The following is a 23681-nucleotide window of genomic DNA, read 5'->3' as shown; positions in this document are numbered from 1 at the left end:
CTAACGCTTATTTAGGGTAACCTAAAACACGAGGCAAGCGACAGGTTAAGAGTTGAAGAAGACGAAACGAGCAAACTGGGAACGGAACACGGAATCCGTAGACGACTACCTGAAGGCCATCTACTCGATTGGCGGCGACGAACGCAGACGAGTCGGCGGCTCAGAGCTGGCAGTGCGCCTTGAGGTTGCCCCCGCCTCGGTCACGAACATGCTCCAGAAGCTCGCAAGCGATCCGAAGTCGCTGGTGGACTATAAGCGCGGCGAGGGCGTGAAGTTGTCGGGTGCCGGACGAAGACGAGCCCTGGAGATCGTGAGGCATCATCGATTGGTCGAGACGTTTCTCTTTCAGGTGCTCGACTATCCCATGGATGAGCTTCATGACGAAGCCGAGCGGCTGGAGCATTTCATCTCGGAATCGTTTGAGGAGCGGATTGCGACGAAACTCGGCAACCCAACAGCCGACCCCCATGGCCATTGCATCCCGGCTCTGGATGGAACCATGCCACCTGCTCACGGCGTGACCTGCAGGTGCGGTCTCTGATGGGTCCAGAAGAAACAGAAAGGTCGGAGCAAAATGTTCATTCTTTGGGCTTAGCAATGCCGAAAAGACGACTTTCTATGAGCAGGTCACTGGTGTCAAGGTTTGCCCGTCGTTTTTTCCTTCATAGGGGTTTTGTTTTTGTTCTTGGTTTCGTTGTGCCGCATGTTGCTCTCCACCGGGTTTCTATATGCACTCTGGATGAGCTGTCTTGATGCAAGCTCGGTGCCGGTTGGGGTTCGAGAGGAGAGTCGATGCTGCCATTTGTGTTTCGGCCTTCTCATGGAAGGCCAATTCGCGTTTCCAGGCTGGCTCATCCTCGAAAAGTGACTTGGCGATTTATCACTTACCCAAGGGCTGAAGGAGACCCTCATCGGTTGTGAAGTGAAGGAAAGCGTGCTCCTTGCCTATGTTCCTTGGGAGGAGCCCGGACGTGCAGACAATTCAAGCTCACCCTAATAGGTACTAGGCGAGTTGTCTTCACCTGTTCGCCTTCGCAGCTCTTCCTCCAGCTGTTTCTGTGCATGGATATCGGCAGCGCTGCCGTACCATCGGATAATCTTTCCGGCTTTATCACGTCGCGGCGCTCCGCGTGAATGTATCCAGCGCCACTCTCCGGTGGAAGTGCGGACCCGACACTCCACGTCAATGGGCTCTCCGGTCTGGAGTGAGCGTGCGATGCTCTCCGCCACCCGCTCTTGATCGTCCGGGTGGAGCGCGCTGATGAATCCTCGTCCACGTGAGTCCTCTTCGCTCATCCCGGTAATCTGCTGCCATCGCGGACTGATCATCGTCGCCATGCCCTCTTCGTCGAGCACCCATGGGATCTGCGGGTTCAACTCGACCATGTGACGGTAGTGGTCTTCGCTCTCCCGCAGCGCCGTCTCGGTTCGCCTTCGGCCGGTGATATCGACGACTGCAACGGAGATTCCTACCACCTCGGCGGCTTCGTCGAAGGCTGGCAAGTAGGAGAAAAGGAATGCCTCCTCGTGCCCACCGTCAGCCGCTCTCTGCGTGATCTCCACGGCATTGACCGGCACTCCTGCCAAGGCGCGACGCAGGTAGGGTTCAAGCTGTGGATACACAGCCGGGATCATCTCGCTGACAAGCCGTCCGAGATGGTCGTGGATCGGAGCACCGTTCATCTCGGCGAGCTGCTGATTGATGCTGATGTAGCGCAGGTCGGGGCTGAGGAAGGCAAGGCCGACAGGGGCGCCGTCGTAGAGCGCCTGCAGGTGAGAGAGACGCTGGCCCGGAGGTGAACTGTATGAGATATCCCGCCAGACGCTGGAGGTGGGGCGCAGCCTGACCGGTGGGTGCATGGTTATTGCCTCGCTGAGGCGTTCGGCGGGAACAGGTTTGCCGAAGAGCCAGCCCTGGCCCATTTCGCAGCCGAGCAACAGCAGCATCTCGGCTTGTTCCTCGGTTTCCACGCCCTCGGCGACCGTGGTCAGGCCGAGGCTCTGGCCGAGGCCTACGACTGCGGAAACGATTTTGCGGCTCTGCCGCCGTTCCGCCATCGAGCTAACGAAGCTGCGGTCTACCTTCAATTCATCGAAGGGCAACGACTGGAGATGGAGCAGGCTGGAGTAGCCTGTGCCGAAATCGTCGAGGGCCAGGCGGCACCCGAGCGCCTTGAGCTCCGCTGAGATGGTTTGCGCATGCTGCAGGTCCTCGAGGAGAGCGCTCTCGGTGATTTCGATGACGACGCGATTGAGAGGAAATGCAGCGGCGTTGGCTGCCTCTCGAATCTGTTTTGGAAGCGCGAGATCGTGCAGGAGGTAAGGGGAGACGTTGAAGGCGAGCCACTGCGTGTTGGGCAGCATACTAGCGGCGTTGAAGGATTTCTCCATCAACATGGCGGTCAGCTCGCCGATGAGGCCTGCCTGCTCTGCGATGCGGATAAATGCCTCGGGAGGCAGAACGCCACGACTTGCATGCTGCCACCGGGCGAGCACCTCCATGCCAGCAACTTCGCCTGTATGAAGGGTCACGACTGGCTGGAAAAACGGAACAAACTCGCTGCGCCGCAAGCCTGCTCGAACCTGTTCAGCGCTCATGTGCATAGGAGAACCTCGCCGGACTTCGCCGGGACAAAGTATCTGCCTGTTCTAGTCCCTTTGTCGAACCTGGTTTCGTCAGGCGCAGGCGGTATTGCAGTGCGCGATTTTGAACTAAGTGGATACGCCTCTTCCGATGATCGCGAGCAGGATGCAGGATCGTTGAATGCATGGTGGATGTCCGACAACGGAAAGACGGAAGCTGCACCGAGTCCAGAGATTTTCGCGAGGAAATGTAGCTCTAGATGCGTCCGACGAAGAGGAAGAAAAATGCTACCGCAGCTACAACTGTTCCCATGAGGATTGCAGTGATGTAAAGGGCCGCTCGCCGCCTCTGTGAAGGTTGTGGACGCGTAATACCGACTCCCCAGATGAAGCTCTCGCTAACAAAATCAATCAGGCTTCTCATACTTTCCTCCTGAGCTTCAGTTTCGGACCCCAACGGGCACGGCGATATGCAATTCCTGCGAAAATGAAGGCTTGAGGACTCCGCACATTCCGGAGGAGCACGGAGCGCCGCGACGCATTTCAGTCATGCGGGATAAGCTTTTGGTGCCGCTTCTCGGCGATAAGGAGAAGCAAAGCTTGGGTGAGCAGCCATGGAAGGATCTCTTGCTCGAAAGGCACCTGGTCCAACCCAGCGAAATTCCTGAACACGAGCATCCTGACCTTTGTCTTCATCTTCAATTATCAGGCAATGCGGATTTCGAGTGGTGGTCGGCAAAGAGGAACGCCGTATCCCGAACCGAGCCCGGCTCAATGATCCTGATTCCCGCCGGCACCAGAGATCGTTTGCGTTGGAAAGGAAGTTCTGAGCGACTTATCCTTTCGGTCGATCAACATTCCCTCGCTAGCTTTGCCCAAGATATGGACTCCGAGTATATTCCGGAGTTCAGAGCAGGTTGGTCGTTCAGAGATCAAGGCTTGCGGCAGATTCTGTCAGAGATGGGAAAACAAGCCCGGGATCACTGGCCCCTTGGCGGCTTATACGCCGACCTGCTCACCGTGGGTTTGAAGACTCGGCTGATACAGAATCACGCTGTGAACCCAGCCACGAGACCGACTTTGAAGGGCGGCCTGGGCATGCCCAGGCTGAAACGCACCATGGAGTTCATAAACGCGAACCTTGGCGAGGATGTGCGTCTCGACACGATCGCGAAAGAACTGGGTGTGAGCTCCTCGCACTTTGCTCACGAGTTCCGCAACAGCACAGGCCAAACACCCTACCAGTATTTGTTGGAACAAAGAATGGCGAAGGCAAAGCATCTGCTCCTCACCACGAAACTGCCGGTGCAGGTGGTCGGTGGACTAGTTGGGTTCAGCTCTCCGGTCAACTTCGTGCGGGCATTCCGCCAGCGTTTAAGAACAACTCCTGAGACGTGGCGCAAAAGCGACGATGCGATCAAGTGATTGTCAGCACGGCTCGTGCTTGCTAGTCCAGCTGCCACGCAATGTCGATTGACGTAAACAGGCTTTACCACGTATCCAGAATCAGACGGGTTGGAAATGCAAGTTGGTGGGTGAGGTCGCTAGTTCGAATCTAGTCGTCCCGACCATTACTTTAATCGTTTAGCGCAGTGAAATAGGCTTCCGAAGAACCTTGGCAACAAGGTTGCAGTCCTCCGGAGCGTCAGTCAAGACTTCGCAGGAACTATATGCGGCACTCGTCACGGTCATGACGCTAGAAACGGATGCAAAAGCGGTGACAGCTGACAAACGACACGCTCAAGACACCATCGCTGCACTCTATCGGGCTCATGCTTAGGCCGTCTCTGGATTGCCGATTCTGCACACAAAGCTGTGCCAACCGATTCTCTTTGTCTTTCTTATTCTCATTCATCTCTAGTAGAACGTGCTTTGTTCTGGCGGCTTGTCCTTGATCCCCAGTGGCTCAAGCAGATGCTGTGCTCCCAGCTTCATCAGTCCAAGCTCTGTCACGGACTGAAAGAACTGGAACCCCTCCGCGTGAAAGCGCTTCACATCCGCTGCGCTGCCAGCTGGACGCCCCAGCCACTTACCATGCCGTTTGGCGGCCGCGACAATTTTCGCAATCGCCTCATCCAGCAATGGTTCATCTTGGCGCCCGCGCAGGCCAAGCGAAAAGGATAGATCGCTGACACCGATAAAGATCACGTCCACACCCGGGGTCGCAACAATCTCTTCAATTGTCTCCACTGCGGCAGCCTCTTCAATGACGCACACTACAAGCACGTTCGCATCGGCGGAGTCGTAATAACTCCCCAGAGCGGGCCACGTCGAGACCGCCAAGCCCGCACCCGATCCTCTCCGCCCAAACGGCGGATAGTGGCATCCTTGCGCCGCAACCATGGCGCGTTCCGGCGTCGACACAAACGGAAAGATGACGCCTTGCACCCCCTGGTCCAGCACCCGCTTCGCCATCCACAACTCGGCCCACGGTACCCGAGCAAAAATGGGTGCCGGAAGACCACGTGTCGCCATCACCATGTTCCGTAGCGATTCCAACGAAAGCGATGAGTGCTCCATCTCGGCCCAAAGAAAATGAAAGCCCAGCGTAGCAGCATACGCCGCAGTTTCAAGGTTGTTAGAGGCCACTGTCATCCCTATGACATACTCGCCCGCATTCAAACGTTCGCGCACCACGCTCCATGTATCGGGCGACGCCGGGTGTACTCCAGCCGTATACTCCTCCGCCATCTGTTACGCTCCCTTCTTCGTGACAGGCTTCAACATCACTTCCGCTAACTGGCATCCGCGCCCATTGCCACCGAGTCCCGTTTCGCGCGTCCACGTCAATCGGAGTTCGCCACTCGCTGTCGCTCCACGGGGTACAGCAAACGTCTGCGGAGCCGGTGGCCATGGACGCAATTGCAGCGGATGAATCTCAACCGCATCATTCGCCATCAACTTCGTCTTCACTCCACGGGAATCGCCCGAAATCACCACCTGCAAGGCATACTCCACATTCGGATCGAGTCCCTTGTAGTGCATCTTCAACGGAGCCTCGTACAAGCTTTCTGCCCAGTGCTTCCACGCCATCGGCGCATTCGCCCCATAAGGATCGGGATAGCTTGTGCCCACATGGGGCGACCGCCGGAAATCGAAATCACCTTCCACATCTTCAATCACCAGGTGTGGCCGATTGCCCACGTTGCCCAACTCATCATAGAAGCCACCTGGCCCGGGATTCGTACGATCCAGAAGCGCGCGAATCGCGGCAATCTTATCCTCCTGATCTTCGATCTTGCTGATCACGCCAAGCTGCTTCAGGAAGTAGGGCCCATCTGTCACGGGATGATCGATTGTGTCCAGTGGCGCTCCGCGATCGACCGCTTCACCCTGGAAGCGCTCCACAGCAAGCTGTTGATGGATGCTCTGCAGCAGCGCATAGCCAAGTTCCGCGATCCGTGTCCGCAGCGCCGGAGCCACCGGTTGCAGCGTGCTCTGACGCAGCGTCTGCATCGCGTTTTCAATCAGATTCTGCGGATCAATGCCATTTGCAGGTTCCCTCGCCGGCACTGCTCCGATACCCCAGGGCAACGATGCGAATCCGATGTCCTCAATCCTGCCGAGCACGCTCTTTGCCTTCGCCAGTTCCCCGCTCTCAAACAGCAGCCGCTCCCGCACATACGCGTCACAGCACGCGCGGAACATCGCCTGCTGCCACCGCCAGTTCTCCAGCACAAACGGAGAAGCACTCCGCTCAATGGACATGAACTTCTGCAGCGTGACGTCTACAAGCTCATTCGCTGCCAGCGGCCCGATCCAGTTATTCTCCAGGTCCAGCAGCCCCTGGGCAAACCCCGAACCATCTCTAGCGCCAATGAAGTAGCGTCCAAAATCCCTCATCGCGGCTGCCGCGGTCATATCTGGGTCCCACGCCAGCATGCTCCAGAGGAACTTGTTCGCATCGTCGTTACAGCCTTCCGAATAGCTCACAAAACCGGACGTGTACTTCAGCTCCGAGCGCAGAATCGCCGCCTCCGCTTCAGGCCTTGGATTGATGATCTCGCGTCCTTCCGTCAACGCATACGCAATATCCCAGTTGTTCACCGAATACTGCGATTGGATGCTGTGCGTGATGTCTGGATAAAACCGGATCGGATACTTCGCCGGAAGTGCCTTCCGCAGCTCTGCAATCGAGCTGCGGTTCTGGGGCCCAAACACAATTCCATCCAGCCACGTCTGCGTGTCCGGCTCATTCACTATCGTGTGGAATTCTGTCAGCCATTCTGCGTTGAACGACTGCGGCGACATCCACATCTGAACCTGTGGATGTGTCTTGCGCAGATTTATCTTTTCCTTTTCGAGTAGCGGCAGCATGTACTTCGGCTCCGTATGCCCTGGGTCGCCGCCCGGCACAAACACGATGTCCAGCCGCGGCATATCGTGCATGACGTCCGCCCAATCGCGAATTTCTGCTTCAAGCGTTTCCTTGTCGCTATAGTCCTTTGCCATCGCGGGATACCAGATCGACACATCCAGCCCGTACTTGTCACAAATCCTCGACATTTCGATCAGCATCCTCTTGGGAGGGATTGGGAAATGCGGGCTATCCGAAAGATCATCCGAGATTGGAGGCAGCAGCTCCACTGTGTTTGTGCCGAAGATCGCCAGTTCGCGAATGTATTGGTCCCACATCTCGACGGTCCACGCATCGTACGCATTCGTCTTCGGACGATATCCCAACTGGTGTCCGCGAATCGCGTAATGCGGTGAGCTTGTCAGGTTCAGCGCCCTCATACTCACGGCAACGCTGCGCCGGTCCAGCGAGCACATGCGCAGCAGCTTGCCAGCGCCGAAGATTAGCCCACGCTCATCGCTTCCACAGACGGCGATCCAATCATGCGCGCTGGCAATGGCATAGGACTCCGCAGGCAGCTTCGCGGCTGTTGCCGCCACCGATGCCACGGCATCTCCCAGCCCATGCCATGAAGCCCGTGTCCCCAGGTAAATCTTCACAGCGCCCGCAGATCCAATCGTCCACTCCACACCGCAACGCTTCATGACCTCGTCGGCCATCATCTCTGCGGCCACCCGTTCCCGCTTCGTCGGCTGCGCAGGCAGCACCAGGGAGACGTTATTCATCTCCGTCCATCCGGATTCAAGCGCATGCAATAAACCGGCCCGGCCTATCCCGGAGATGGCAACGGTTGCTGCCATCCCTTGTAGAAATGATCTACGCTTCATCGTTCTGATCTCCTTGTAAAAAGTGGAGCACGGTGTGGACCGTGCCCCAAATGCGCCCTTAAGGTTTTGGTCCTATGGGGGTGCGGGCAAAGGAGCTGAAATCTCCTTGAATGGCTCGTGACAGACCCCTCCGGATGGGTTGCGCCTGTTGCGTAGATTTTTCATGATTCGCCTTCGCGTCGCCCGGCTTCTACAAACTTCATTCCGGCTAGAGGGCGGATTTTGACTCGACAAAACTATACGCACTTGCATATCTGTTGTCTACATATGAAATACATGTTGTATCTATCTCCCGTTGAGACCCAGAGCGCTGGTGGAGGGAGACTCTCGCTGCGAGGGTGAATGCAAATTTCAGTGAAGGAAATATAGAGATTTATATACTCCCTGGATCAGGCATTTGGGCCCGATAGATTAAAAACACCTAGGTCGATCCTTCGTCGACAGATCGCATACTTTGTGTTCCATTCAAAATTATCCAGGAAGCGCATACTTGTTGTGTATGCTGCTTCTTGTGCGCAATCTTTATCTCTCGCCGGAAACTAATGAGAACTAAGATCAAAGGGAAATCGGGTAAGCCGAAATCCACGATTCGCGAAAAGGCGTACCAGTACATTCAGAGCCGCATCGCCGAGGGAACTCTCCCATCGGGCGGTGCAATCTCCGAACTCCTCCTCGCTAAGGAACTCGGGAGCAGCCGTACACCGGTGCGCGAAGCCATCAGCCAACTGGTCTCCGAAGGCCTGTTGGAGCAGACGCCCAATCGCGGCACCGTTGTCGTGCGCCTTACCCGCGAAGATATCGTCGACCTCTACGAACTCCGCGAAGCCCTCGAAGTCTACGTCGTCGCCAAAGTGACGCGGGAGCAGCTTCCCCCGGAAGACATTAAACGGCTTGAGCATTTATCCGATGGCATCCTGACCCTGGTCGAAGAGCTGCAGGCATCCGGCGAAGAGCATCTCAACGCCGAGCAGATGTCGCGTTTCGTCGCCGCAGATCGCGGCTTTCACACGCTTCTCATGGCCTTTTCGTTCAATCCGCGTATCCGCAAAATTGTCGATGAAACCCGCCTGCTGATCCGCATCTTCGCCATGCGCCGCCTCGGCTACGGTGTCGCCAAGCTCAAGCACATCCACGCGCAGCACGCGGCCATCATCCAGGCCATTGTCGAACGTGATCCCGAACTCGCCACGCTGCGCCTAGCCGAACACATCCAGATCAGCAAGCAGGAGCGCCTCGACGAGTTCGACCGTAACCGCCGCGCCAGCAGCATCGAACAGAGCTGCTCCGACCTGAACTTCTAGGCCGGAACCACCACTCCCTCGATGTTCTGCCTGCGCCGCATCCCTTGCAGATGCCGTGCCGTCAGCAGCATCACCACGCCGATCACCAGGTAAATTCCCGCCGTCGCACTGATGCAGGCTCCCATGCCAAAGCGCGCGGACCCCAACGCAATGATCACGGGCGCCATCCCTCCGCCCAGCCATCCAAGCGAGTTCGCGATCCCTGCAGCCGTTCCGCGATTCTCAATCGCAACCACGTCGTAGAGTCCGGCAATGATGTTCGCGTCATACAAACCCTTGAAGTAACCGAACCCGATCATCGCCATCACCAGCACGGGCACGGACAACGTCCACCCTGTCAGAAACAAGAATGGCGCACCGAGCAGGAGCCCGATCGCCTGGGCAAGCTGCCGGCCGCCGCCGCGTTTCTTCGAAAAGCGATCCGCCAGCATGCCCCCACAAATCACACCCAGCAGAGAAGCCGCCTGCAGATACAAGCTGGCATTCAACCCCGCCATCGAAAGACTCATGTGGAACTTCTGGTACAGGAAAGTGGGCAGCCAGGTCAGGAACACCACGGCTACAAAGTTTGCTCCCATAAAGATCCCGATCAGCACAAGCACGATGCGATTTCCAAGAATCTCCTTGAGCGCCGTCGACGTCTTCTTCTTCTTCGCGTGCTGATCCGCCCTTAGCTCCGACTGCCCACGCAAAGGTTCGCGAAGCAGAAAGCTCAACACCAGGCCCAACACCACGCCGCATCCGCCAAAGAGCAGGAAGCTGGCCCGCCACCCACCGTGCTGTCCCACTACGGCAGAGATCGATCCGCCGGCAATACTCCCCGCATACACCGCCGTCTGGTGCAGTGACATCGCCCGCGACCGTGTCTTGGGTCCGTGATAGTCGCTGATCATGGCCATTGCAGCAGGGAAATAGAACGCCTCACCCAGGCCGCCCAGCGCCCGGCACCAGATCATCTGGTGATATGTATGCGCAAACGCCGTCGCGCCTGTCACTACCGACCAGAACACCAGAGCTCCGAGGATCAGCGTCTTGCGTGAAACTCGATCCGTCATCCATCCCGTGAACGGTCCACAAAGCGCATACATCCACATAAAGCACGAGCCGAGAACGCCTAGTTGCACATCCGTCAGCATCATCTCGGTCTTAATCAACGGAAAGAGCGAGAAAATCGCCTGGCGATCCGCGTAGTTGAACAGAAAGACGAACCACAGCAGGCCGATGGTGAACCATTTTGTCCGCGGATTACCTGACCCTCGTCCAGCTCTGGTTGCCATATTCGCCATTCGTCATCCTTTTTCGTTTCGCGGAATCCGCAGAGCAGAAGCCGCGGGCACATTGGTTATAGTGCAACATTACATATGCTGTCGACATTCCACAGTCCACTACTCTTCGAAGAAGGCTCACGAGAATCGTCCAGCAGGCGCGACCCTTTCAGCCCGGCCATCACAAGCCAGCAAGTTGAGAAGAGATAAGCCCTTTTCAGTGATGCACAATTATTTTTTAATAAGTGCATACAACATGTCGACATATAATGTCGGATGATGTGTATAGTGGCTTGAACCAGCGGAACGATAGCCCCGGTTCCACGTGAGTGGACCTCGCTCTTCTGATTCCCTAACCCTCAAGCCGTCAGCTGCGGCCTTTCTTCACGCGTTTGGCAAGGTGAATGTTTTGATCAATTTTCATGGTGTATACGCCGCTCTTCTCACTCCTCGCAGCGCTACCGGCGAGCTGGCCATCACTTCTTATCGCAAGCAGCTCGCAGAACTCGGCAAAACCGACCTTGCCGGCTATGCCATCAACGGTGCAACAGGTGAATTTACGATCTCCTCTGACGCCGACCTCGAACTTCTCACCAGAACGACTCGCAGCGATGCCCCCGGCGCCCAGATTCTCTGCGGCATTGGAGCCGCAGACGTTTTTCTCACCATACGCAAGGGACGAATTGCACAGGCCGCCGGAGCCGACGCCGCACTCCTCCCGATGCCCTATTTCTTCCCCTACCGCCAGGACGATCTGGCGGCTTACATCTCCGCGGTAGCCGACGCCGTCGAGCTCCCCATCCTGCTCTACAATTTGCCGCAATTTACCTCGGGCCTCTATGCCGACACGGTCCTTGCGCTCTTCGCGAGGCATCGCAATATCGCCGGCATCAAGGACTCCAGTGGCTCGCTCGATATCGTCCGTGCCATGACATCGGCACGCCTCCCTCACGCCCGTCTTATCGGTAACGACGGTGCCCTCTGTGAGGCCCTCGCCGAAAACGTCTGCGACGGCGTCGTCTCCGGCGTAGCCTGCACACTTCCCGAGCTTATGTCTACGCTCTTCGCCGTAGCGGGCACAGGCGATTTCTCCGGCAAATGCGCTCTCCTCGAGCAGTTCCTCGAGCAGTTGGGTGCCCTCCCCACGCCATGGGGGCTCAAAGTCACCAGTGCCTTCCGCGAATTCACGCAGGAAAGCTATCCCTTCCCGCTCTCCACTGAACGCGAAGCCCAAGTCTCCAGGCTCCGCACCTGGTTTGGCGGCTGGTATCAACAAACACTTACCTGAAGTCACGGCAGCAGTTCAGGCAGCCCACGCTTTCGAGGACACTTTTCGTCGAGCGATGTGGTAAAGCGGCTTGGCACAAGGGTGCGCCTTTTGTGCCAAGCCACTCTTTTTTATTGGCCGGTCACACCGCATAACGACACGGCCATCCCCATTGCCTCAAAGGACGCGACTTCGCCATCATTGCTTCATCCGCGCTGACTGTGATTAGCCTTGTGCTGTGCCATCATCGCATCGCGCGAAACCCCGTGCAGCACCGCGCTCATCATCAGCCATTGCGACGTCGTAATCGCCCATCGCCGAGTCGTCTCTTCCGGCGGCAGGTCGACAACTGTGGCGCGGCCCACATCGGCTTTAAGTGTGTCGTCCTCCACATACACGCGGCTCCGCACCACTTCTGTCTATTGCCTTTCAGTGTGCCCCCGCCAACCGGAGATACATGGGTAGCTGCGCTCGCTGCTCGCGTCTTTGTAGCCGCCTGTAAAGTGTGCAGCCGGAGCCGTCCCGGAGATCTCCAAAACCCACACAAACTCTCCCTTGGTTTTCATCTCCTCCTCGGATCGACGAAATACCCTTCTGTTCTGCGATAGAGATGAGGAAGCAGAACGGTAAAGATGACAGCATGAACCTCGCCAGCTTTGAAATCCAAGGCAAGATGTTCGGGGCTGCCGCTAGATACAACAACGTCCAAGATGGATGGATGGGCGAGCCAGTACCAAAGTTCAATTCTTCAGCAGCATTTGGATCTGTAACAAATTCTGTTACGTTCGCCTCCTCTCGTCTGGCTGCCAGAATGCATAGTGCACACCATCTTCCGTTTGAGTACGGAAACAAATCGGTCCATCTCCGATTTGCCAAAGTGCAGCTTTTTTCGTCCCCACGACGACGACCAACAAAGTACATGCATAGTCGCGAAGGCGAAGGACGATCGGCCTCGACCGTTTCCCAAAGCGAGCCATCCTAGTTCTTACTCTCATAGAAATTAGCTATGTAGGACCGCCCCTTAGCTTTTGCACGTCCGCATGGAACGCGGCATATACTAGCCAAACACCTCATGGCGAAGGCAGGGCGGCAAGGTGCAGGGAGGATCGCGCTCCCCCGAAGGGGCGAGCGCAGCGCCGTGAATTTTCGCAGAAATCATGGGGAGACCCTTGCGACGCGCCAGGGCAGCGCCCACAGTACGTACCGCGGACATGGTTTATACAAAGTACCGAAGACAGGGTCTAAAGATACGGCGAAGCTGGATGATGATCTCGTTCTGGCCAACTTAGCATTGCAACACCCTGCCCTGTTGGTGTCCAATTGGCTTTGGTTATACTAATTGGCCTGGGAAGAGTGATGACTTGTCTAGGGTTGACGGTCGGTCGGCCTTTGCAGAAACCGATTCGGAATGAGAGCAACAGACGCATGGTAGATAGAGATCTGCATATGGCAGAAACGCAAACCAGCCATCTGCAGAGAGGAAATTTCTGGTGATCAAGAGACGCAGTGTTCCGGCCCTACTGGATGTGGCGCGCCACGCCGGCGTCGGAGCGGCCACCGTCTCCCGTGTAATCAACGGCGGCCAGAACGTCAGCCGAAAGATGCTAGACCGGGTCCAGAAGTCCATTGACGAGCTCGGCTATCATCCAAGCGAAGCTGCCCGCAGCCTGAAAGGCGCACGCACCAAAACCATCGGGCTGATTGTCCCAAGCGTAGCCGACCCTTTTTTTGCGGTGACCGCGGCAGCGGTTCAGGAGGTGGCGCGCGCCCACGGTACACTCGTGCTGCTGGCCTCCAGCGATAATCTGCCGGAACGCGAGAGCGAACACATGGTGACCCTCATCCAGCGCCGTGTAGACGGCCTCCTCCTCGCACCGAGTGACGCTGCGGATGCCGATCTTCTCAAGCATGCAGGGTTCCCGGTTGTGTGCTTTGACCGGCCCTTTCCCGGCAATGCCGCGTCGACCGTGCTCATCGATAACCATGGAGGAGCGAAGATGGCCACGGAACATTTGCTGCACAGCGGATGCAGGCGAATCCTCTGCCTCGCGGGCGACAGCAAACTCTTCACCAGCCAAAGACGGGTGCGCGGATATCGCGATGTGATGAAAGCAGCCGGTCTTCCCTACATCGCGGAACTGGAAGTGAACGATCTAGAAGGCGTTCGCAATGTACTCCGGCGGCACCTTTCCGGACGTGAAAACGTCGATGGCATCTTCTGCATCAAGAATGCTCTCACCATTCACGCGTACAAAGTTCTACGTGAGATGGGCGTATCAATTCCTGAAAAGGTCTCTCTCCTTGGGTTCGATGATTTCGACCTTGCGGACACACTAGAACCGCCCATCACGGTGGTGCGACAGCCCGTGGTGGGCATTGCAACCAAAGCGGCGGAGATGTTGTTTGAAGCGATGGCAACCTACCGGGAAAAGCGCCGCACTGTCACCATGAATGTGGAGCTTGTGGTCCGCGGATCGTGCCGCGAACCTTTCTTGCAATCCCGAAAATCTTCCGGGAAAAAGGTTGAGCCACTTCGCAAGCGCTGACGCGATGTCCCGTAAGGAGAACATTTCGCCCGGTGCATCACTGAGGTGCTAAACTGTTGCCCCTGTTTGGGACCAATTCCAAAATGGCTGCAAGATAGACCCCCTTCCGTGCGGATGACCGGATAGCACTCACGCGGCGCCGTAGTGATCCGCTGGAGGCTCGTTCTTCAGCTGCGATACGACGGTGATCTCGGAAATGACCAGTCCGTTACAGTAAGTTTTGATTCGCACAGCAGAGCCTTTGGGGCTCACCGTCTCATTGCACTGTGGTGGGGCAGTGCGGGGATACATCCCGGCCCGAGCGGACAGCGTCCGGCTGACGCCCCGCAAACTGGTATGGGTTCCATCCATTAGGGACCTAGCGGGAGCCCGCCGGTCTCTCCCGCTAGGTCAATCAAATACTAAAGCTGAGACCTGCGTTCATTGGCCATCAAGTGTAGTGGCGAAATTCTCTGCCATTTTTTCTTGACATGCTTGTGCAAAGGGGAGCATCGTGGATCATATCCAATATTGGTACCGATTCCAAAAAAAGAACCAAGGCTCTGAGAATGCAGCTCCTGAGGTCTGCCCTTATGCACTTCCGTGATGAATACATCCAGTCCATTGCCACAGTTGTGTCGCTGCCAAACGCCGTCCCTCACAGAACACGCGTCACACGGAACGGCGTCCGCCTGCGATGGGGGGCACCAGTTTTTGTCAGCTTTAGCAAGGCAGTCAACAGCTCAAACTCGCAGATGAAGTTATCGACAGCAATTCCCACAGCTTTATAAGCAAAAACTTCTTACGCGCACAACTTTACTGGAGGTTTAAATGAATTTTCGTAGGTGGACTCTCCCAGGTCTAGCGTCACTTATATTCCTTTGTGCGGTTCCGCTCTTTGCCCAGGGAACCCAGGCAACACTCGATGGACAGGTAACGGACGGCACAGGGGCTGCCTTGGCCGCCGCCAAAATCACCATTCGCAATGTGCAGACAGGAGTATCCACGACCAGCGTCTCTGGTCCGGATGGTTACTATCACGTCAGTTCTCTTGATCCTGGCCAATACTCCATCATCGTGCAGCAGCCCTCGTTTGACACGAGCATCCGGAACGGAGTTCATGTTGAGGTTGCACAACACGCGACGCTTGACTTCTCTCTCACTCCTGGCAGTGTGAACGAAAACGTGACTGTAACGGCAGCAACGGCACAGCTTGAAACCGAGACAGCCACGCAGTCAACGGAACTGGGCCAACAGAAGCTGCTGTCTCTTCCGACGCAGGGCCACAACCCGATCTCGGCCGTCTTTTCCGTTCCCGGCGTCGTTGTCACCACTGCCGACACGCGACTGCGTGCCTTCGACACCGCGGGCACCTCTGGAACGTCGATCAACGGATCGCCCAATGGCACGAATGAAATTCTGGTGGATGGTATGAGCTCACTCCAGAACGCGTCCACGGCCTCTTACATCCCGACGCAGGAAGCCACGAGCGAGGTACGTGTACAAACCACCAACTACGATGCAGCATATGGCTGGACGCTTGGCGGTGTCATCAACATGCTGTCTAAAAGCGGTACCAACGAGATTCATGGTTCTGCCTGGGAGTACTTTCAGAACACCGTTCTAAATGCCAATTCATTCAATAACAATTACACCCACACCCCGCGCTCCTCATCCCATGTAAACACGTTCGGTTTCAGCCTCAGCGGGCCGATCATTAAGAACAAGCTCTTCGCCATGTACACGTACGAGGATCTTCGGCAGGTGATCCCGGATCCCTTCATCGTTTCTGTTCCGACAGACCTTCAGAAGGTCGGAGACTTTTCTCAGACCTATAACGCGAATGGCAGCCTGCAAGTCATTTATGATCCATACTCCACATACACCGATACAAACGGTGTGTTGCGGCGCAAAGCGGTTCCAGGCAACAACCTCAAGAATCTTAGCTACCCGATGAATCCAATTGCCTTGAAAGTACTGGCGATGCTTCCGGCAGGCAATGTGAAGAATATTCCCATTACCGGGCTGAACAATCTGACCAACGGTCCTAACAATCGCAAATTTACAGACTTTTTCCCGGAGCATATGATTCGGGTTGATTATGCAATCAACCCGGCTACGCGTATCTTCGGACGATACTCACGCAACGCGCTACAGGAAGCACGCGGTTTCCGCTATTCGACGACTTCTACGCTGAACGCCGCAGATACAACTTCAAACAATCCCTTCACGCGCGAAAATCATAACGGGACGGTACAGCTTACCCGAGTTCTGAACCCGACCACCGTGCTGAATGCACGTGTTGGCCTTGAACGCTACAAGACAGCGAGCATCCCCACACAGGACACCACGACCGGTCCCAGCGCCCTCGGTTTCGCATCGGACTATGTAGGGCAGTCGGCGAACGTGTTTCCGCAGTTCACTTGGGCCAACTACAACGGAGCAGGCGCAGTTCCGGCAAACACGACAACGAGCTATAACTACACCGTTGGTGCGTCCCTTGCGAAATCCGCGGGGACGAACAACTTGAGTGCAGGAGTTGACCTTCGCTTGCTGCGAAACAACGTACAAAGTCCTGGCGCCAGCTCTGGCAAATTTGTTTTTGATCAGACGTTTACCGGTGCCACTCCTCTGTCCGTCAGTTCCACATCCGGCAATGCCCTTGCATCCTTCCTGCTTGGCACGCCACAGACGGGCACGATCGATAAGAACAGCTACCCGACACGTCAGATGAAGATGACATCTTTGTATCTCCAGAACGACATTCGTGTAAGGAAGAACCTGACGTTGAATTTGGGAATCCGCTGGGATTATCTGGGAACCATTACCGATAGATTTAACGGATTGGCGACCTTTGATCCCACCGTCGTCAATCCTCTTGCCGTCACAGGACAGACGCTCTATGGCGGCCTGCTGTTTGCCGGCGTGAATGGTCAGCAGCGCGGCATCACGAACCAGAGATGGGGTAACCTGGGACCGCGTTTTGGCGCTTCCTATCAACTAGGTCACAGCACTGTGTTTCATGGTGGATATGGACTCCTCTATGGACAGGCTATGAACGATCCGGGAGAAGCACCTGGCTTCAGCTACACGACCAACATGGTGACCTCGGTTCAATCCGGGATTCCCTATAACACTCTGACCGATCCGTTCCCCAACAGCAGTGTCCAGTCGCCATCGTATGCGTCCAATGGACTGAAGACATACCTGGGACAGAGCTTTTCGTTTGCAAGTCCTAACGGCAAAGCTCCCACGGTGCAACAGTTCTCCTTTGGAGTTCAGCATCAGTTCCCGAAGGATTTCCTGCTGACCATGTCGTATGTAGGAGCCCGCTTCGGGCGTCTTCCTGTCTCGCACCAGATCAACGCGGTTCCTTTGAGCGCAGTTGGATTTGGCGCGACCTACTTGACGCAGAGCGTGGCGAATCCGTTCGCTGGTCTGCTACCCGGAACGGCCCTGAACAACAAAACAGTTCAGAGGCAACAGCTTCTTGCTCCCTATCCGCAGTTCCTGGTTGGCACTATCACCGGGACCAGCGGCATCACCGAAATGTTCATTCCGATCGGAACATCCAGCTACGATGCCGGCCAGTTCGTTCTGCAAAAGCGCTTATCCTACGGACTGGACTTCACCGTGCAATACACGTTGTCCAAGCAGCTGGATCAGAAGCTCTACTCCAACCCGCAAGACACAGGATTGCAGAAGGTCATCGCAGCCTGGGACGTTCCGCGCAATATGCAGATCAGCCTTCTTTGGCAGTTGCCCTTCGGTACGGGACGCGCGTTTGGATCGCATCTTGCAGCGCCTGTTCGCTGGGCGATCAGTGGATGGGATGTCAGCTCTCTGACGCGTCTGCAGGCAGGTATGCCGCTCGACCTGACCAACAGTACAAACTCCGTTCCAACGGGCAATCCCAGGTTGGCCCATCCAACTCTGGCCCGGTGGTTCAACAATTGCACTCAGCTAGCCAGCGGTGCAACACAGTATTGCCAATCCGGTGATACGCCTGTCTGGACAGTCCGCCAGGCATATCAACTGCAGACATGGAAGACGCGCCTGGCCAGTGTTCGTCTGCCAGGTGTGCACAACTCGGATATCTCGTTGGCCAGGAATATTCGTGTTGCCGAGCGGGTGAATGCGGTCTTCCGGACGGATTTCATCAACGCATTCAACTCACCACAGTTCTTCAACGGCCCAACCTCTGACGTGAACAGCGCCAACTTTGGAAGAATCCTGGGTGTAAGCGACCAAAGCAACCTGCCGCGATTTGTTCAGTTCTCTCTCAAGGCTGAGTTTTAAACCACAAACCAAAACCCCGCGGCACCTGCAACCACAGGTGTTGTGGGCCTCCGTAACCAGAGGGGCGGTAAGGGCCGATGGCTTCTCCGCCCCTTTTGCCATTCCATGGGCACTGAGTGCATCATGCAGTCACTGCTGATGACGAGCAGCCCGATGCTTCAACTTACCCCCAAAGCAATAGGTGGATCGCTCAACATGTATTTCACGCCGCGCCTTCTTGCCCTCTTAGCCCTTCTTGCAACTCTCACCAGGCCGCAGCTCGCGCAGTCGAACGTCGCGTCAGCCTACCAGCTCTCTCCTCAGGGACAAGCGGTGGTTCAGCGCCTGTCCTCGTTTGCCTCCCTGGACGCGCGTGACTGGCAATACCATGAGGGTCCTATCGAACACGGGGAACGTCCTAACCTCGACACCTCCAATTGGAAGACAGTCCATCTCCCCTTCACCGCACCCAAGGAAGAGATCTGGCTGCGCCGCTGGATCGAAGTCCCCAAGACACTCGATGGGTATGACCTCACCGGCACACGCATTACCCTTAAAGTTGACGTCGGAGGCTACGGTCCGGGCCGCGGCTATCTCTACGAGATGATCTACTACAACGGCTATCTCGACACGGAGGGAACATACATTGGACCGCGCACGCTGATCGAGGATGCAAAACCCGGCGACAAAATTCTGATAGCCGTGAAGATGCCGCCCAGTACTGAGATCAAGCACTTTGAAGGCGCTTTCATCCATGTCAACTTCCGGGCCAATCGCCCTGACCCCACTGCGCTTGCCGCTGAGCTTGCTTCCGCTGCGCAGATTCTTCCGGTCCTCATCACAGATCCTAATCAACGCGCAGCGCAGGAGAAGCTTCTTGATTCCGCTGCGACTGCTGTCAACCTCAGGGCGCTTGACCGCAACGATCAAGCCGCCTTCGATGCCTCACTGAACGAGGCACAAAACGAGTTGGAGCCACTTCGGCCACTACTCAAGAAGTTCCTTATCCAACTCACTGGCGATGCGCATATTGATGCCGCGTGGCTTTGGACCGCCTCGGAAGGTGTCGACCAGGTCCACTTCACCTTCGCCAACGCGATTGAGATGATGCATGAATATCCGCAGTACATCTTCTCCCAATCCAGTGCGCAGTACTACGAGTGGATGGAACAGAAGTTCCCTGCTCTCTTCGCCGAGATTCAACAGCGTGTCAAAGAAGGGCGATGGGAGCCAGTTGGAGGCATGTGGGTGGAACCCGATCTGAACATGACCGACGGAGAGTCGCAGGTCCGTCAGCTTTTGCTAGGCAAGCAGTACTTCAAGAAGAAATTTAACTTCAACGTCAAGATCGGCTGGAATGTCGACTCCTTCGGCTACAACTGGCAGCTTCCTCAGATCTATAAGAAATCCGGCATCGACTACTTTGTGACGCAGAAGCTTCGCTACAACGATACCAATCAGCTTCCTCTCAAACTCTTCTGGTGGCATTCACCGGATGGCAGCCGGGTGCTCTCTTACTTCCCACACGATATCGTGCAGGATACCGAAGTCATCGAAATGGCAAACGATGTTGCCGTCGCCAATCAGCTCAATCCTGGCCAGCAGGAACTCATGCATGTTTATGGTCCCAGCCTTGGCCGCCTTAATCTCTACGATGCCCGCACAGCCGTTCAAAATGGCATTCTCTGGTCCAACACGAACCGTATCTATCCGCGAGTCGAGTTCCGCACCTCACAGGCTTTCTTCGACGACATGATCTCGCACATCTCCACTACCGCCCTGCCCGTGTGGAATTACAAAACGCTTGCCAAAGGCAGCACTCAGCTTCCGGCACCAGCCGCAGGCAAAATTGGCTTGCCCGTGTGGAACGATGAAATTTATCTCGAACACCATCGGGGCACCTACACCACCCAGAGCACACAGAAAGCGAACATGCGGCACAGCGACCAGTGGCTGCTTGATGCAGAAAAGTATTCCTCTCTTGCATGGCTCGGCGGCCTCAGCTATCCGGGGGACTCTTTTACCCAGGCATGGAAGAAAAAGGCATTCAACGAATTCCATGATGTTGCTTCAGGAACGGCAATCGCTGCGGCCTACAAAGATGCGCAGCACGATTACGATGAAGTGCATCGCATTGCCAACGAGGCTACGGGCAACGCATTGCGCGAATTGCAAAGTCATATCAACACCGCGGCACAGCCTGGTGTTCCTATCATCGTGTGGAACAGCTTGAGCTGGGATCGCTCCGACACAGTCACCGCAGCGGTGCAGATGCCGCAAGCAACGCCCAACGGCATCACAGTGCTTGATGCCAGCGGCCAGCCTGTACCCATGCAGATGCTGTCGCACGATATGCCAACCAATACCTATCATTTGCTGCTGAAGCCGAAGAGTGTGCCTGCGATTGGATATACCGTATTGCACGCTGTTCCGGGCCGGCGCGATGTTGTAAGCGATCTCACCATGCATGGCACAACGCTTGAGAACAGCTTCCTGCGCGTTACGCTTGATCCCAAAACGGGATGTATCACCAGTCTCTATCGCAAGGACGCGAAGTTCGAGAGCATCGCGCCTGGCCAATGCGGTAACCAGCTGGAAACTTTCGTTGACACGGGTCGCAGCCTCACTGAAGCCAATCTCGATAGCATCCGCGTGGAAGATGCATGGAACATCGATAAGGAATACAGCAAGCAGGAAACTGACATCACCCAATTCACCGGCCTCGAAACCGTCGAACATGGTCCGCTACGCGAGGTTATCCGCATCACACGTCACTGGAGCCAATCCACCTTCGTACAGGACATTACTCTTTACGCCAATACGCCGCGTGTGGATGTGGTGAACGACATCGATTGGCACGAAACCCACATCCTGCTCAAAGCCAGCTTCCCACTTACCGCAACCAGCTCAACAGCAACCTACGAGATTCCGTATGGCAGCATTGAACGCCCCACGACTCGCGATAATCCGATCGATGCCGCCCGCTTTGAAGTGCCTGCACAGCGCTGGGCCGACCTAGGCGACAACGAGCACGGCTTCAGCCTTATCAACGATTCCAAGTATGGCTACGACGCGCTTGGTAACACGCTTCGCTTATCGATGCTACGTGCGCCGCTTTATCCCGATCCCACGGCTGATCGTGGTCATCACCACTTCAGTTACTCTCTTTATCCACACGCCGCTTCATGGAAGCAGGCAGACACCGTTTTGCGTGCTTACGAGTTCAACTATCCAATGAAGGCTTCTCAGACCGATTCGCATACTGGCGATCTTCCTGCGAATCATTCCCTCGTCCGCATCGCGTCTCATAATCTTGTTATGACAGCAATCAAGAAGAGCGAAGACGACGATAGCCTGATCCTTCGCTTCTACGAATGGGCCGGGGAAAAGACACGCGCAAAGATCACCGTGCCTGCCGGTGCCACACAAGCAGTGGAAACCAACCTGATGGAACAATCCGTTACCGACTCCAGCGCGCGGGTGGTCCTGCATGGCAACGAGGTCGACTTCGACGCGAGTCCTTACTCCATCAATACTCTGCGTCTTGTTTATCCATCACGCGGCAGCCACGCATGGCATGAGATAAACCCACAACAAGAAGGCAAGTAAAACAGCAAGAAAGAAGGTGGATGCAAATGGCATCCGCCTTCTCGTTTATACCGATGGCAAACTGGCCATGCGCTGATCACCTTGACAGGAACATCGGTGGCCCCAGTACACAGCATGGTAGATAAAAGTCTGCATGGGGCCGAAACGCATACCGGCCATGTGCAGAGATAAATTTAGCCAGACGCATGATTAACGCGCTACACTGTTTGCCCCAATCTGGAATCAATTCCAAAATAACTGAAATGGAGACACTTTCGTGCAGATTACCGGAAAACTTTTACGAAGCACCGTAGTGGGTGCGCTGGGCGGTTTGCTCTTCGGCTTTGATACGGTAGTGATCTCGGGAACCACCGGGCAATTACAGCGAGTTTTTCATCTCACACCGGAGACTCTGGGACTCACGGTCTCCATCGCTCTGTGGGGTACAGTGTTGGGATGCATTGCTGCCGGTCCGGTAGGACAGCGTTTTGGCGGACGCAACGTGCTGCGCGTGCTGGCTGTACTCTACGTTGTCTCCGCACTTGGTTGTGCCTTCGCATGGAGCTGGCCTGCATTGATGATTGCCCGCTTCGTTGGAGGAGTGGCCATCGGCGGCTCCAGCGTTCTGGGCCCTGTTTATATCGCGGAACTTGCGCCTGCGGAGTGGCGGGGCCGCCTCGTGGGAGCCTTCCAGATCAACATTGTCATTGGCATCCTCGTTGCGTACATCTCGAACTGGTACATCGCTACGCTCAATCTAGGTGCAACGGAATGGCGATGGGAACTGGGCGTTGCCCTTGTACCGGCGGTGCTTTTCTTTTTCATGCTGTTCACCATTCCGCAGAGTTCACGCTTCCTCATCACTCAAAACAGCCTGGAGGACGCGTTAAGCGTCATCCGTCAGATGGGATCTGCAGACCCTCAACGGGAATTGGAAGATATCCGCTCGTCCATCCGGCACGAGCGACAGGAGGCAGCGGCTCCATTATTCACCCGCTCGCTGCGACTGCCCATCTTTCTGGCCGTCAGCATCGGATTGTTCAATCAACTCTCTGGCATCAACGCGATCCTGTACTACGCAAATGACATCTTCTCTGCCGCAGGACTGAGCCGGGTCTCGTCCTTCTCGCAATCAATCTTCATCGGGCTTTCGAACCTGGTTGCTACCTTCATCGCCATGGCACTCATCGATAAACTGGGACGCAAAACGCTTCTTCTGATCGGCTCCGTGGGAACATTCTCCTGCCTTCTAGGAGTCGCACTTCTCTTCCACTCTGGCATGCATCCCACATGGATTGTGTGGCTCCTTGTAGCATTCATCGGATTTTTCGCGCTTTCCCAGGGAGCGGTCATCTGGGTTTACATCGCCGAAGTCTTCCCCACGTTGGTTCGTTCCAAGGGACAGAGTCTTGGTAGCGGCTCGCATTGGGTGATGAATGCCATTGTGAGCGGACTGTTTCCATGGGTGGTGGCGCACTACTCACGGGCTACTCCTTTCTACTTTTTCGCGACCATGTGCGCATTGCAATTCTTCGTGGTGCTGTTTGTCTATCCTGAAACCAAGGGGGCTACCTTGGAACAGTTGCAACAACGTCTGGAGAGTCCAGATAGCCGCGAGCCTGTCACAGAAGTTCGCTCGGCATCCTGTTGAGCGAAGCACTCTCTCATCCACCGTCGATCGTGTCTAAGC

Annotated in this window: 15 protein-coding genes; 8 read left to right on the top strand and 7 right to left on the bottom strand. The window is 55.9% G+C overall.

Annotated features, from left to right (window positions below; all coding sequences use genetic code 11):
* The first annotated feature begins 52 nt into the window (after positions 1-52).
* Entirely contained in the window at positions 53-541 is a 489-nt protein-coding gene (locus P4G45_RS02220; RefSeq protein ID WP_348268071.1) for a metal-dependent transcriptional regulator, read from the top strand.
* A 452-nt stretch (positions 542-993) separates the two neighbouring features.
* On the opposite strand, the gene P4G45_RS02215 is transcribed toward P4G45_RS02220, so the two are convergent.
* A complete protein-coding gene (locus P4G45_RS02215; protein WP_348268070.1) occupies positions 994-2598 on the bottom strand; it encodes an EAL domain-containing protein in 1605 nt (534 codons plus the stop codon).
* Between the two features lie 241 nt (positions 2599-2839).
* Complete coding sequence (locus P4G45_RS02210) at positions 2840-3007, bottom strand: hypothetical protein (RefSeq protein WP_348268069.1); 168 nt, start codon at positions 3005-3007, stop codon at positions 2840-2842.
* Between the two features lie 143 nt (positions 3008-3150).
* Between P4G45_RS02210 and P4G45_RS02205 the strand changes: the two genes are divergently transcribed.
* Positions 3151-4008 (top strand): AraC family transcriptional regulator, encoded by an 858-nt coding sequence (locus tag P4G45_RS02205; RefSeq protein WP_348268068.1) that lies wholly within the window; start codon positions 3151-3153, stop codon positions 4006-4008.
* Between the two features lie 432 nt (positions 4009-4440).
* Here P4G45_RS02205 and P4G45_RS02200 read toward each other — a convergent pair whose 3' ends face one another.
* Both P4G45_RS02200 and P4G45_RS02195 read right to left on the bottom strand, forming a co-directional pair.
* Positions 4441-5274 (bottom strand): aldolase/citrate lyase family protein, encoded by an 834-nt coding sequence (locus P4G45_RS02200; protein WP_348268067.1) that lies wholly within the window; start codon positions 5272-5274, stop codon positions 4441-4443.
* 3 nt (positions 5275-5277) lie between these two features.
* Positions 5278-7767 (bottom strand): hypothetical protein, encoded by a 2490-nt coding sequence (locus P4G45_RS02195; protein ID WP_348268066.1) that lies wholly within the window; start codon positions 7765-7767, stop codon positions 5278-5280.
* Between the two features lie 542 nt (positions 7768-8309).
* Here P4G45_RS02195 and P4G45_RS02190 point away from each other — a divergent pair.
* The gene (locus P4G45_RS02190) at positions 8310-9068 is read left to right on the top strand and encodes a GntR family transcriptional regulator (protein ID WP_348268065.1); all 759 of its coding nucleotides are present in this window, start codon (positions 8310-8312) and stop codon (positions 9066-9068) included.
* Here the strand turns inward: P4G45_RS02190 and P4G45_RS02185 are convergent.
* A complete protein-coding gene (locus P4G45_RS02185) occupies positions 9065-10345 on the bottom strand; it encodes an MFS transporter (protein WP_348268064.1) in 1281 nt (426 codons plus the stop codon). The genes P4G45_RS02190 and P4G45_RS02185 overlap by 4 nt on opposite strands.
* A 397-nt stretch (positions 10346-10742) precedes the next feature.
* Here P4G45_RS02185 and P4G45_RS02180 point away from each other — a divergent pair, with 397 nt between their 5' ends.
* Positions 10743-11621 carry a dihydrodipicolinate synthase family protein gene (locus P4G45_RS02180; RefSeq protein ID WP_348268063.1) on the top strand — a complete coding sequence of 293 codons (879 nt, stop codon included), beginning with the start codon at positions 10743-10745 and terminating at the stop codon, positions 11619-11621.
* Between the two features lie 185 nt (positions 11622-11806).
* Here the strand turns inward: P4G45_RS02180 and P4G45_RS02175 are convergent, their stop codons facing one another.
* Both P4G45_RS02175 and P4G45_RS16955 read right to left on the bottom strand, forming a co-directional pair.
* Positions 11807-11992 carry a hypothetical protein gene (locus tag P4G45_RS02175; protein WP_348268062.1) on the bottom strand — a complete coding sequence of 62 codons (186 nt, stop codon included), beginning with the start codon at positions 11990-11992 and terminating at the stop codon, positions 11807-11809.
* A gap of 387 nt (positions 11993-12379) precedes the next feature.
* Positions 12380-12577 carry a protein phosphatase 2C domain-containing protein gene (locus P4G45_RS16955; protein WP_373694143.1) on the bottom strand — a complete coding sequence of 66 codons (198 nt, stop codon included), beginning with the start codon at positions 12575-12577 and terminating at the stop codon, positions 12380-12382.
* A gap of 513 nt (positions 12578-13090) precedes the next feature.
* Between P4G45_RS16955 and P4G45_RS02170 the strand changes: the two genes are divergently transcribed.
* From P4G45_RS02170 to P4G45_RS02155, 4 genes are all read left to right on the top strand, one after another.
* Positions 13091-14146 (top strand): LacI family DNA-binding transcriptional regulator, encoded by a 1056-nt coding sequence (locus tag P4G45_RS02170; RefSeq protein ID WP_348268061.1) that lies wholly within the window; start codon positions 13091-13093, stop codon positions 14144-14146.
* Positions 14147-14956: 810 nt separating this feature from the next.
* Positions 14957-18424, top strand: a complete 3468-nt coding sequence (locus P4G45_RS02165; protein WP_348268060.1) for a carboxypeptidase regulatory-like domain-containing protein — start codon at positions 14957-14959, stop codon at positions 18422-18424.
* Positions 18425-18547: 123 nt separating this feature from the next.
* Positions 18548-22012 (top strand): glycoside hydrolase family 38 C-terminal domain-containing protein, encoded by a 3465-nt coding sequence (locus P4G45_RS02160; protein WP_348268059.1) that lies wholly within the window; start codon positions 18548-18550, stop codon positions 22010-22012.
* 256 nt (positions 22013-22268) lie between these two features.
* The gene (locus P4G45_RS02155; RefSeq protein ID WP_348268058.1) at positions 22269-23642 is read left to right on the top strand and encodes a sugar porter family MFS transporter; all 1374 of its coding nucleotides are present in this window, start codon (positions 22269-22271) and stop codon (positions 23640-23642) included.
* Positions 23643-23681 lie beyond the last annotated feature (39 nt).

The sequence above is a fragment of the Edaphobacter paludis genome (assembly GCF_039993895.1).
Taxonomy (GTDB): domain Bacteria; phylum Acidobacteriota; class Terriglobia; order Terriglobales; family Acidobacteriaceae; genus Edaphobacter; species Edaphobacter paludis.
Note: the sequence above shows the minus strand (reverse complement) of the source record. Positions and strands in the feature narration are given on the sequence as shown.